This is a genomic window from Jeotgalicoccus coquinae, assembly GCF_014207425.1.
GTDB lineage: Bacteria > Bacillota > Bacilli > Staphylococcales > Salinicoccaceae > Jeotgalicoccus > Jeotgalicoccus coquinae.
Genome location: NZ_JACHFF010000001.1, coordinates 228,020 through 240,107 on the forward strand (window position 1 = coordinate 228,020; position 12,088 = coordinate 240,107).

Consider the following 12,088-nt stretch of genomic DNA (forward strand, 5'->3'; position numbering starts at 1 on the left):
TGGTAGCATGTCATTTGCTTCTGAAATGAAAAATGAATTAACGAGAATTGAAGTGGATGAGTGCTGCATGAAGAGCGAACTGTCTGCATTGATTAAAATGAACGGTGCGGTCAGCTTCTTTGACGGACAGTGGGTCATTAACGTCCAGACAGAAAACGCTGCGATTGCACGCCGTATTTTTTCGTTAATAAAAAATGTATATAGAATAGAAATCGATCTTCTCGTGAGAAAAAAGATGAAACTGAAAAAGAACAACGTTTATATTTGCCGCATTAAAAAAGAATCAAAAGATGTACTGGAAGATTTAAAAATCTTTTCAGGCGGTGTACTGACGAACACGATTACCGATGAAATAAACGATAAAGAATGCTGCAGAAGAAGTTATTTAAGAGGTGCATTCCTTGCGGGCGGTTCAGTGAACAACCCCGAAACATCGGCATATCATCTGGAAATCGGTTCGCTGTACGAAGAACACGCACAGGCAATTACGAATCTGATGAACAGCTATGAGCTGAATGCTAAATATATTGACCGTAAACGCGGTTATATTATTTACTTAAAAGAAGCAGAGAAAATTGCCGAGTTCCTGAGCCTGATCGGCGGTTACCAGGCGCTGTTAAAATTTGAAGATATCCGTATCGTCAGAGATATGCGCAACTCGGTCAACCGGTTAGTAAACTGTGAAACAGCCAATTTAAACAAAACAATCAACGCAGCGATGCGTCAGGTGGAAAACATTAAATTTATCGATGCGGAGATTGGTATCGATGAACTGCCTGAGCGCTTAAGAGAAGTTGCGCGTATCCGCGTTGAACATCAGGACATGACATTAAAAGAAATCGGGGAAGCCGTCTCGACCGGTACGATTTCCAAATCAGGAATCAATCACCGTTTGAGAAAACTCGACGAAATCGCTGATAAACTGCGCGGCGGAGAAGAAATCGTATTTTAATATAGAGAAGCGCATCCGAATCAAATTCGGATGCGCTTTGTGCTGTAAATCCAACCTCACAAACATCTACTCGCTGTATATATTCTCCATCGCCTGCTCGAGCGTCGGATATAAATATTTAAAATCATTGTTCAATAACACTGACGGATGAACTTTCTGTCCTTCCGTAACGAGTAAAGCGCGTTCGCCAAGTGCTTTATCGATTAAAAAGCCCGGTGTTTTAAAAAAGTTCGGTTTACCGAGTACAGCGCTCAGCACTTTAGAGAATTCATGCTGTCTGACCTGCACGGGTGCGGTAATGTTTACCGGTCCGCTGATTTCCTGATTGACACCTACAAAAAGCAGTGCGTTGACGACGTCATCGATATGCACCCATGAGTACCATTGCCTGCCGTTTGCAATTTCACCGCCGACGTTTGCCTTGTACAGTTTTTCCATTACAGGCAGAGCACCATTGTTTTTATCAAGCACCAGTCCGAAGCGTGAGAATACAACGCGGATACCTAAATCCCCAATTTTAGCTGCCGCAGCTTCCCAGCGGTTCACGACGTCTGATAAAAAGTTCGTCGATGATAATTGATCGTGTTCATCGAACTCGACAATTTCACTGGTCGGATAGTAACCGACCGCACTGGCGTTAACAAATGCAAGCGGCTTAATACCGGATATTTCCAGCCAGCGATGGAGCATGTTAGTCATGCCGAGTCTGCTTGAAAGTATCAGTTCTTTGTATTCTTCAGTCCATTTTTCATTCAGCGAAGCGCCTGCGAAGTTGTAAATCAAATCGAAGTCCTCAGGCAGATTTTCAGCCCAGTCGATATTATTAAAGTTGCTGTCATCGTACTTAATATAATGTATATAAGGATGTTCGCTCGTCTGTTCCTGCCGCGTTAAAATGTAAACATGATGACGGTCTTTTCGGAGTGCATTTGTCAGTTTCGTGCCGATAAAACCCGTGCCGCCGGTGATGAGAATATTCAAATCTGTGACCTCCCAATACATATGATTATCTTTATTTTAATTGAAAAAAGAGCTCAAGTCACGTATGTGACCTGAGCTCTCTTAACTTATGCTTTATTTTTCCGGTTCCATGACGTGGTCGATTAAGCCGTATTCTTTAGCTTGTTCTGCTGTCATGAAATTATCGCGGTCAGTATCTTTCTCGATTTTCTCAAGTGGCTGACCAGTGCGTTCTGCTAAAATCTGGTTCAGCTTCTCGCGTGTTTTTAAAATGTGCTTCGCTGCGATCTCAATTTCAGTTGCCTGACCCTGAGCGCCGCCAAGCGGCTGGTGAATCATAATTTCAGCGTTTGGAAGCGCGTAGCGTTTCCCTTTAGCACCTGCAGTTAACAGGAATGATCCCATTGATGCTGCAAGTCCAAGGCTGATTGTCTGTACATCCGGTTTAATGTGCTGGATTGTGTCGTAGATTGCCATGCCGGCAGTAACACTTCCGCCCGGTGAGTTAATATAAAGATAAATATCTTTTTCAGAGTCCTGAGCCTGCAGGAATAACAGCTGGCTGACTACCGAGTTCGCAACGTTATCGTCGATTGCACTCCCGATCATAATGATTCTATCTTTTAAGAGTCTTGAATAAATATCGTAAGCACGTTCGCCACGATTTGTCTGTTCAATAACCGTAGGTATTAAATTCATAATATTGCCTCCTGTTTTGGTTAACTAAATTTATTTGATAATACATTTATAACACATTAGTCAAATAAGGTCAAAAGAAAGAACTTCATCTATTAATCAGTTTATCATAATATTATATTACGCATTTCGTCAATAATTAGTCTTTATAAGTTTCAGCTTCCTTGCTATAATGAAATGTGCTTTAAATATTTAAATCTACCCCCGTGGTGTAATGGATAACACGTAAGATTCCGGTTCTTAAGATGGGAGTTCAATTCTTCTCGGGGGTGCTAACAAAGAGGTGGGGCAGTTGTCAGTCGAAGAACTAGAAACAGTCGATAAACCCGATGACAGTTTAGACGATGCCTTTGTCCGGAATGTTTTCTATGTCTGTTTAAACAGCGGGAAAATATTACTGGAAAGCGGTGCGGAAACGTATCGTATCGAAGATACGATGATCCGTATGGCGAATAATTACGGTATCGATAATGTGCAGGTCTTCGTCACAACAACAGTAATCATTCTGTCGATGAATGACTACGCGCTCTCTCAAACGGTTCGAATCGATGAACGTGCAAATAATTTGCAAAAGGTCGTTAACATAAACGACTTATCAAGAAGCATCACGAAAGGACTGCCGATTCGTGAGGCAATTAATACGATAGAAGATATTCATGAAACAAAAATGTATCCATTCTGGCTGATTGTTTTTACCGGCGGAATGGTTTCTATTATGTTTCTCCTTCTGTTTAACGGTGTGCCGGGAGATATTCCGGTCGCAGCAGCAGGCGGTATGGTGGGGGTACTGATTACGGAAAGTATTCAGCGCTATACTAAAATTAAATTTTTCAACGAATTCTTTGCAGCATTCTTTATCGCTGTAATCTCAGTATTATATGTGGAATTCGGACCGGGACTGGAACTCGAAACGATTATTATTGCAGCGGTGATGCCGCTCGTTCCCGGTGTGCTGATTACAAATGCGATACGTGAAATGATTCGCGGACATCTGATGGCAGGCACGATGAAAGGCGCGGAAGCGTCTCTGACCGCGATTGCAATCGGAGCCGGAGTCGGACTTGTATTCATGGCGATATAGGAGGGAAACAATGTTATATGCAGTTCAGTTTATACTTAGTTTCTTTGCCTCCGCGGGATTCGGAATACTGTTTAATGCACCGAGGAGAACGATATTAGCAGGCGGACTCAGCGGTGCATTCGGCTGGCTCGTGTACTTTATCGCGACCCAGTTTGATATTCAGGCAGTTATTGCCACTTTTTTTGGAGCAATTATGCTGACGATGCTGTCGATTATGAGCGCACGTCACTTAAGAGCACCGGTTATTATATTTATTACATGTGGAATTATTCCCCTTGTACCCGGCGGTATGGCATATAACGCAATGCGCAGCGTAGTGCTGCAGAATTACGATATGGCACTTGCCTATGGCTTTCAGGTGGCGCTTGTGTCGATGGCCATTGCCATGGGAATTATCTCAACTGAAATGATAGATTCACTGTTGCAGACGCTGAAACGCGAACTTAAAAATATGCGGAAGAAAGAGGCTTAACCAATGCTTAATCTTACTTATTACACACGCGACAACTGTCAGCTGTGTAATGAAGGAAAACTCCAAATCAGACTGGCACTGTCTGAACTGAGAGATAACGTAGTGAAACTGACAGAAGTGAATATTGATAACGACGATGAACTGCAGGAAGAATACATGGTGCGGATACCCGTTCTCAGTGACGGCGGCAACGTGATTCAGGAAGGCATTCTCGACTTTGTAACTATATATGATTACGTAAAAGATAATTACAGGAAATAAAAACGGTGTAACGGCAGACATATTATGTCTGCCGATTTTTTTGCAGCCGGCAAAATTACTTTTATAGTTTTAATAACCGGCTGACATATGTATAATTAGAATGAATATAAATTTGGAGGCGCATTCATGAAGAAGACTCTTGAAGATGTTGAGTTAAAAGGCAAAAAGGTATTAATACGGGCAGATTTTAACGTGCCGATGAAAAACGGACAGATTACGGATGATACACGTATTAAAGCTGCTGTAAAAACAATTTCTTATGTTTTAGCCAAAGGTGGAAAAGTTATTCTGTTTTCACACCTCGGGCGTATTAAAACTAAAGAGGACAAGCGTGAATACTCTCTCGCTCCGGTCGCCGACCGTTTAAGCGACATTATGGGGAAAGAAGTGCTTTTCAGCGATAAAACACGCGGCAAGGATCTTGAAGAAGGTATCGCGGAAATGAAGAACGGAGAAGTTCTTCTTGTTCAAAATACACGCTATGAAGATCTGCACAATTCCAAGGAAAGTAAAAACGATCCTGTTCTCGGAAAATACTGGGCATCGCTCGGTGATATTTTTGTTAACGACGCGTTCGGTACAGCACACCGTGAACATGCATCGAACGTCGGCATCAGCGAACACCTGCCGGCAGTATCAGGTTTCTTAATGAAGAAAGAAATCGAGTTTATCGGCGGAGCTGTCGACAATCCGAAATCACCATTCGTTGCGATTCTTGGCGGAGCGAAAGTATCCGACAAAATTAACGTAATCGATAACCTGTTAAATAAAGCTGATAAAATTCTTATCGGCGGCGGAATGGCAAACACATTCTTAAAAGCACAGGGACATTCGATCGGTACATCATTAATCGAAGAAGACAACATTAAAATTGCCGAAGACCTGCTGGAAAAAGCGGACGGTAAATTAGTGCTTCCTGTGGACGTAGTTGCTGCAGCTGAATTTTCAAATGATGCGGATCACCGTATCGTTGCAGTCGACGAAATTCCGGATGACATGATGGCACTTGATATCGGAACTGAAACAGTGAAGTTATATGAGGAAACACTTAAAGGGGCGAAGACGGTAGTCTGGAACGGACCGATGGGTGTGTTCGAAATGTCGAATTACGCACAGGGGACATCAGGTGTCTGCCAGGCAATCGCGAATCTTGAAGATGCGGTGACGATTATCGGCGGCGGCGACTCTGCAAGTGCAGCACAGGTGCTGGGTTTTGCCGATAAATTCAGCCATATCTCAACTGGCGGCGGCGCGTCGTTAGAGTATTTAGAAGGTAAGGAATTGCCGGGTCTGAAGGCAATCGATAACGCTGAGGAGGAGTAAGTCATATGCGCACACCATTAATTGCGGGTAACTGGAAAATGAATATGACAGTTTCAGAAGCGGGAGCATTTGCTGATGAACTGTTAAAGAATACATTAAATGAAAGTGTCGAAGCGGCGATTTGCGCGCCGTTTATCGACCTGCCTGTTCTTATTGAGAAGCTGAAAGAGACGAATATTAAAATCGGTGCACAAAATGTGTATTACGAACAGAGCGGTGCATTTACGGGAGAAATCTCAGCGCCGATGCTGAAAGATCTTGGGGCACATTACGTGATTGCAGGACATTCTGAACGACGCGAATTATTCGGCGAGTCAGACAGCGACGTTAACAAAAAAGCGCATGCTGTCATTGAAGCGGGCATGGTACCGATTATCTGTGTCGGTGAAACTGAAGAAGAACGTGACAGTGGCCGGCATACAGCAAAAGTTGCCGGCCAGGTTAAAGCAGCGCTTGAAGGTATTGCAGCCGAAGCAGCCGGTGAACTTGTAATTGCTTACGAACCGATCTGGGCGATTGGTACAGGCAAGAGCGCAACGAGCGACGATGCGAATGCAATGTGCACTTCAATCAGAACTGAAGTCGAAAAACTCTACGACAAAGGTATCGCTGACAGCGTGCGTATTTTATACGGCGGTTCGGTGAAACCTGCAACGATTGAAGATCTTATGTCTAAAAGCGATGTAGACGGCGCATTAGTCGGCGGTGCATCACTGAAGACTGATGACTACACAGCATTAGTTTCCGGAGCAGCACGATGAAAAAGCCTGCTGCTTTAATTATTCTGGACGGTTTTGCCGAGCGTGAGGAAACGTTCGGCAACGCGATTGCACATGCAGATATGCCGAACTTTAAAAAATATAAGGATGAGTTTCCGCACGCAAGTTTAAGTGCGTCGGGACTTGATGTTGGTCTGCCTGAAGGGCAGATGGGCAACTCCGAAGTCGGGCATTTAAATATTGGTGCCGGCCGTGTTGTGTATCAGAGCTTAACGCGTATAAACAAATCGATTGAAGACGGTGAGTTTCACGAAAATAAAGTGCTTTTGACGGCGCTGCAACATGCGAAAACTCATAACAGTAAACTGCACATTATGGGACTGTTAAGCGACGGCGGCGTACACTCGCACTACAGCCACCTGTTTGAAGTGCTTAAGATGGCAAAAATTAACGGTTTGGAAGATGTTCTCGTTCACGGTTTCTTAGACGGACGCGACGTATCTAAATCGTCGGCACTGACATACATAGAGGAAGCGGAACGACAGTTTTCGGATATCGGTGTCGGACAGTTTTCAACAATCAGCGGGCGCTACTATGCGATGGACCGCGACAAACGCTGGGAGCGCGTGCAGCTTGCATACGACGCAATGGTTCACGGTGAAGGTACTGTGTTCCCAAGTGCTTCTGAAGGCGTCGAAGCGAGTTACGTTAATGAAGTGTTCGATGAATTCGTTGAGCCGTTTATCGTTAATGAAGCGAAGACAATCGATGATAACGACGCAGTTATTTTTATTAACTTCAGACCGGACCGTGCCGCCCAGCTGTCAGAAGCGTTTACTGCGCCCGGATTTGACAGCTTTGACCGCGGCGGTAAGATTGGGAATCTGAACTACGTTACATTTACAAAATACAGCGATGCAGTTGTTGCGGATGTTGTGTTTGATAAAGTAGACCTCGTTAATACACTTGGTGAAGTCGTATCGAACACCGGCAGGACTCAGCTCCGTATAGCGGAAACTGAAAAGTATCCGCACGTCACTTACTTTATGAACGGCGGCCGTCACCATGAGTTTGACGGTGAATCCCGTATCCTGGTGAACTCGCCGAAAGTTGCAACGTACGATCTGCAGCCGGAGATGAGTATTCATGAAGTGACGGATCAGCTTTTAGGTGCACTTGACGGCGGGGAACTCGACATGGTTATTTTAAACTTTGCGAACCCCGATATGGTCGGCCACAGCGGAATGCTTGAACCGACGGTCAAAGCACTTGAAGCAGTGGACGAAAGTCTCGGTAGAGTAGTCGATAAAATTCTCGGTCTTAACGGAACGGCAATTATTACAGCAGACCACGGCAACGCCGACGAAGTTGTCACAATTGCAGGTGAACCGATGACGGCGCACACCGTTAACCCGGTCCCCGTTATCGTTACGGATAAAGAGGTAATGCTTCGTGAAGGCGGCCGCCTTGCGGACCTTGCACCGACAATGCTGGATATAATGAACATTAATCAGCCTGAAGACATGACAGGTAAGAGCCTTTTAATTAAAAATACGTTATAATAAATTCGAACTTAACTAATAAAGGAGTAGGATGACATGCCATTAATTACAGATGTATATGCACGTGAAGTTTTAGACTCTAGAGGAAACCCGACGGTTGAGGTTGAAGTGTTAACAGAAAGCGGCGCTTTCGGCCGGGCACTGGTTCCTTCAGGCGCTTCTACAGGAGAACATGAAGCGGTAGAACTCCGTGATGGTGATTCATCACGCTTCTTAGGCAAAGGTGTGGAACAGGCAGTAGAAAATGTGAACTCCATTATTGCACCGGAATTAATCGATGGAGAATTCTCTGTATTAGAGCAGGTTTCAATCGATAAAATGCTTATTCAGTTAGACGGAACAAAAAACAAAGAAAAATTAGGCGCTAACGCTATTCTTGGTGTATCAATCGCCGTAGCGAAAGCAGCAGCCGATATTCTCGGACAGCCGCTTTATAAATATTTAGGCGGATTCAATGCAGTGCAGCTGCCTGTGCCGATGATGAACATTATTAACGGCGGCGAGCACGCTGACAACAGCATCGACATTCAGGAATTTATGATCATGCCTGTCGGCGCACCTTCATTTAAAGAAGCGCTTCGCATGGGTACGGAAATTTTCCACCATCTTGCGAAAGTTTTATCAGCTAAAGGCTACAGCACTGCTGTCGGCGACGAAGGCGGATTCGCACCTAACCTGAAATCAAACGAAGAAGCACTTGAAGTAATTGGCGAAGCAGTAGCAGCAGCCGGTTACGATCTTGGCACTGACATCGTTCTTGCGATGGACGCTGCATCAAGCGAATTCTTCAACAAAACAACAGGCAACTACGAGCTTAAAGGTGAAGGTAAAACTTACTCGTCGGAAGAGCTTGTTGACTGGTACGGCGAAATGGTTACGAAATACCCGATTATTTCTATCGAAGACGGCCTGGACGAAAACGACTGGGCAGGCACGAAACTTCTTACTGACAAAATTGGCGATAAAGTCCAGCTTGTCGGAGACGATCTGTTCGTAACAAACACTGAAAAATTAGTTCAGGGTATCGAGCAGGGCGTAGGTAACTCGATTTTAGTTAAAGTTAACCAGATTGGTACATTAACTGAAACATTCGAAGCAATCGAAGTTGCTCAGCGCGCTGGATACACAGCAGTAATCTCACACCGCTCAGGTGAAACAGAAGATACAACAATCGCTGACATCGCAGTAGCAACAAACGCAGGTCAAATCAAGACAGGTGCACCATCACGCACAGACCGCGTAGCCAAGTACAACCAATTATTACGTATCGAAGACGAATTATATGAAACAGGCACATACAAAGGCTTAGCTTCATTCTATAACTTGAATAAATAATTATTGGAAACCCCTCGTGAGAGGGGTTTTTTGTTGTTTGTGGGGAGAATTATGCGGGGATTTCGAAGTTTGGATAAGGATGAGACAGATGGTGTTTGAAAAGCCAAACTATCTCATAATGGGGGGTGAAATGAGACGGAAGGTGTTTGAAAAGCCAAACTGTCTCATAAGCGGGGGTGAAATGCGACAGATGATGTTTGAAAAGCCAAACTGTCTCATAAGCGGGGGTGAAATGCGACAGATGATGTTTGAAAAGCCAAACTGTCTCATAATTGGGAGTGAAATGAGACAGATGATGTTTGAAAAGCCAAACTGTCTCATAATCATGGTGAAAATGAGATGGAAGGTGTTTGAAAAGCGAAACTGTCTCATAAGCGGGGGTAAAATGAGACAGATGATGTTTGAAAAGCGAAACTGTCTCATAATCACTAAGGATATTAATTAGAAGGTGATTTAAACCTTACAATGTTCGTTTAAAAGATAATTAATCCATTTCTTTTGTATTTACGTACACAAGAACTACTGATTGCTCCTCCGCTCAATATAGAAATTCTTACAGGAGAGATCTCCCAGGCAGGATTTAATGTCCTAATCTCATCAATCAATATTTCTACAATTTTTAAAGTTTTGTATGTAGACTTGCATGATGAACATCTATACATATAAGGACTTACTTTCTCAAGCTCCGCAACCGAATCGCACAGGTAACAAAACACGCCGGAGCGAAGCTCTTCGAAGTTTACGTTCGCCGGCAGGTCATACATCGATTTTACGAGCCGGCGGCTGTTGAGATAATCAACGAGTGAACTGTGATCATAACGATTGGAAATGCATATGCTTGAAAGCCGCCGGTGTGTGTTACTGGGAACCATCAAATTTTCTATGGCGGGCATGTTGTAGATTGTCTGCTTTGGATTCACGAATACGAGATGGGGCGTGATATCACTTTTAAATCCGCCGTCACGAATCAGGAAGTCGAGTGTAGTGCGCTGGCGGTTGACCTGCACACTTAAGTCCTTGTATTCCTGTCCGCTGATGAAAAACCAGGATTTTTTTCCGTAAACTAAGTCGAAGCCGAAGTTCTTCACTTCGAAAGTGTAGATGCGGTCACCGGCGACAAGAAGGTTATCGATCTGAACTTCGCTGAATCCGCTGGCTACTTTCATTGTTTCGGCACCTGCATCGATTTTAAAGCGGAAGTCTTTCAAGTGATATACGTCCATGTCCCGCACAGCTTCGTCGAGCAGTTTATCGAATTCAAGCTCGCCCTGATATCCACGGGTTAATTTCTCTCTTTCTTTTTCTTCGGTCTCGCCTGGCAATGTGCGTCGCGACAGGATTTGCAGTTGTTTGAGTTTTAATGGAAGTTTGCGCATAGCAATAACATAAGTGACAAGTAAATTATCTCCAAATGACAGCAATTTAAAAACTGCGGATGAAAACAGACAGTCTTCAGAAATCTGCAGCACCGTGTAAGTTAAAAAAACTTCATACATCCACCTCCGCTCAAACTCCAATATGACAACTGCATTACAAATTACCCGTTTACATTGCACATACAGTAAATTTTTGGTACTATTTATACTGTTAATATAAATCGGAGGGGTATCTTCATGCAGACACTACTCATCGTTCTGTTAATCATCGTGTGTATATCGCTTATCGCTGTAGTGTTACTACAATCCGGGAAAAGTGCCGGCCTGTCAGGAGCAATCGGCGGCGGTGCTGAGCAGATGTTCGGTAAGCAAAAAGCGCGCGGTATGGACTTGGTTTTACATAGAGCAACTGTAATTTTATCAGTTCTGTTCTTTATGATAATGCTGTTACTGACATACTTAGGTTAATACGTTAAAAGGTGGGCCCGAATCCGATTAATCCCGGATTCAGGCTCTTTTTTTATGTTTGGAACGATGATTCTTTAGTATCTTCGAAATTTAGCGTACAATAAAAGTAACACTATTTTGAGGTGACCCCATGAATATAAAACTGCCCGAAAAATTTTACTTTAAAGAAAACAGCGGTGATAATGCCGTCCTGCTGCTCCACGGATTTACGGGGAATACGTCCGATGTGAGACAGCTTGGCCGCTATCTGCAAAAGAAACGCATGACGTCTTATTCGATAAACTACGAAGGTCATGCCGAGCATCCTGAAAAGATCACGGAGTCTTCGCCGTTCGTCTGGTATAAACAGGCGGTAGAAGCGTACGACTTTCTGAGAGATGAAGGCTACAGCAATATTTTTGTTGCGGGCGTGTCGCTCGGCGGTGTTATTGCGCTGAAGCTTGCGGCTGAACGCGATGTAACAGGTATCAGTACAATCTGCAGCCCGATGTACATGAAGGAATCCGGACAGCTGTATGAGCAGTTTATCGTGTACGCGGAAAAGTATTTAAAGATGTTTGAACAGAAAACGCCTGACGAAATTAAAAAAGAGACCGGAAAACTTGAAATGACAGCAGTTTTTGATGACATCAGCACGTTTATAAATTCCGTAAGAGGGAATTTGGAAGATGTTAACGTTCCGCTGTTTACCGCCCAGGCGGTTCATGACAAAGTGATCGATCCGGACAGCGCCAACGTTATTTATAATGGTGCCGGGTCTGAAGAAAAAGAAATTAAATGGTACGATAAAGGCGGTCACGTACTGACTATAGATGAGAGCAAGGAAGAATTATTTGAAGATATATACAATTTTATTGAACAGCACGACTTACAGTATTAATAA

14 protein-coding genes and 1 tRNA gene are annotated in these 12,088 nt (G+C 43.8%); 12 read left to right on the plus strand and 3 right to left on the minus strand.

From position 1 onward, the window contains the following. Nucleotides 1-7: 7 nt before the first annotated feature. Nucleotides 8-952, plus strand: coding sequence for a DNA-binding protein WhiA (gene whiA / locus HNR41_RS01150; protein WP_184280908.1), 945 nt, complete (start codon nucleotides 8-10; stop codon nucleotides 950-952). A 66-nt stretch (nucleotides 953-1,018) separates the two neighbouring features. Here whiA and HNR41_RS01155 read toward each other — a convergent pair whose 3' ends face one another. Together HNR41_RS01155 and clpP are read right to left on the minus strand one after the other, a co-directional pair. Continuing rightward, nucleotides 1,019-1,933, minus strand: a complete 915-nt coding sequence (locus HNR41_RS01155) for a TIGR01777 family oxidoreductase (RefSeq protein ID WP_184280910.1) — start codon at nucleotides 1,931-1,933, stop codon at nucleotides 1,019-1,021. 93 nt (nucleotides 1,934-2,026) lie between these two features. Further along, on the minus strand, nucleotides 2,027-2,611 hold the full coding sequence (clpP, locus tag HNR41_RS01160) for an ATP-dependent Clp endopeptidase proteolytic subunit ClpP (protein ID WP_184280912.1): 585 nt from the start codon (nucleotides 2,609-2,611) through the stop codon (nucleotides 2,027-2,029). Between the two features lie 197 nt (nucleotides 2,612-2,808). Here clpP and HNR41_RS01165 point away from each other — a divergent pair. The 9 genes from HNR41_RS01165 (at nucleotide 2,809) to HNR41_RS01205 (ending at nucleotide 9,806) form a co-directional block, all read left to right on the plus strand. Next, nucleotides 2,809-2,880: transfer RNA gene (locus tag HNR41_RS01165), tRNA-Arg, on the plus strand. 11 nt (nucleotides 2,881-2,891) lie between these two features. Then, on the plus strand, nucleotides 2,892-3,689 hold the full coding sequence (locus HNR41_RS01170; protein WP_184280914.1) for a threonine/serine exporter family protein: 798 nt from the start codon (nucleotides 2,892-2,894) through the stop codon (nucleotides 3,687-3,689). A gap of 10 nt (nucleotides 3,690-3,699) precedes the next feature. Beyond that, on the plus strand, nucleotides 3,700-4,161 hold the full coding sequence (locus HNR41_RS01175; protein WP_184280916.1) for a threonine/serine exporter family protein: 462 nt from the start codon (nucleotides 3,700-3,702) through the stop codon (nucleotides 4,159-4,161). A gap of 3 nt (nucleotides 4,162-4,164) precedes the next feature. Next, on the plus strand, nucleotides 4,165-4,422 hold the full coding sequence (locus HNR41_RS01180) for a glutaredoxin family protein (protein ID WP_184280918.1): 258 nt from the start codon (nucleotides 4,165-4,167) through the stop codon (nucleotides 4,420-4,422). 126 nt (nucleotides 4,423-4,548) lie between these two features. Next, the gene (locus tag HNR41_RS01185; RefSeq protein ID WP_184280920.1) at nucleotides 4,549-5,745 is read left to right on the plus strand and encodes a phosphoglycerate kinase; all 1,197 of its coding nucleotides are present in this window, start codon (nucleotides 4,549-4,551) and stop codon (nucleotides 5,743-5,745) included. A 5-nt stretch (nucleotides 5,746-5,750) separates the two neighbouring features. After that, on the plus strand, nucleotides 5,751-6,506 hold the full coding sequence (gene tpiA / locus HNR41_RS01190) for a triose-phosphate isomerase (RefSeq protein ID WP_184280922.1): 756 nt from the start codon (nucleotides 5,751-5,753) through the stop codon (nucleotides 6,504-6,506). Beyond that, complete coding sequence (gene gpmI / locus HNR41_RS01195) at nucleotides 6,503-8,026, plus strand: 2,3-bisphosphoglycerate-independent phosphoglycerate mutase (protein WP_184280924.1); 1,524 nt, start codon at nucleotides 6,503-6,505, stop codon at nucleotides 8,024-8,026. Before tpiA ends, gpmI begins: the two co-directional genes overlap by 4 nt. Nucleotides 8,027-8,062: 36 nt before the next feature. Then, nucleotides 8,063-9,361 carry a phosphopyruvate hydratase gene (gene eno / locus HNR41_RS01200; RefSeq protein ID WP_184280926.1) on the plus strand — a complete coding sequence of 433 codons (1,299 nt, stop codon included), beginning with the start codon at nucleotides 8,063-8,065 and terminating at the stop codon, nucleotides 9,359-9,361. A 37-nt stretch (nucleotides 9,362-9,398) separates the two neighbouring features. Continuing rightward, a complete protein-coding gene (locus HNR41_RS01205) occupies nucleotides 9,399-9,806 on the plus strand; it encodes a hypothetical protein (RefSeq protein WP_184280928.1) in 408 nt (135 codons plus the stop codon). Nucleotides 9,807-9,834: 28 nt separating this feature from the next. On the opposite strand, the gene HNR41_RS01210 is transcribed toward HNR41_RS01205, so the two are convergent. Next, complete coding sequence (locus HNR41_RS01210; RefSeq protein ID WP_184280930.1) at nucleotides 9,835-10,857, minus strand: nuclease-related domain-containing protein; 1,023 nt, start codon at nucleotides 10,855-10,857, stop codon at nucleotides 9,835-9,837. A gap of 117 nt (nucleotides 10,858-10,974) precedes the next feature. Here HNR41_RS01210 and secG point away from each other — a divergent pair, with 117 nt between their 5' ends. Together secG and HNR41_RS01220 are read left to right on the plus strand one after the other, a co-directional pair. Next, entirely contained in the window at nucleotides 10,975-11,205 is a 231-nt protein-coding gene (gene secG / locus HNR41_RS01215) for a preprotein translocase subunit SecG (protein WP_184280932.1), read from the plus strand. Nucleotides 11,206-11,335: 130 nt separating this feature from the next. After that, nucleotides 11,336-12,085 (plus strand): alpha/beta hydrolase, encoded by a 750-nt coding sequence (locus tag HNR41_RS01220; protein WP_184280934.1) that lies wholly within the window; start codon nucleotides 11,336-11,338, stop codon nucleotides 12,083-12,085. The last annotated feature ends 3 nt before the right edge of the window (nucleotides 12,086-12,088 follow it).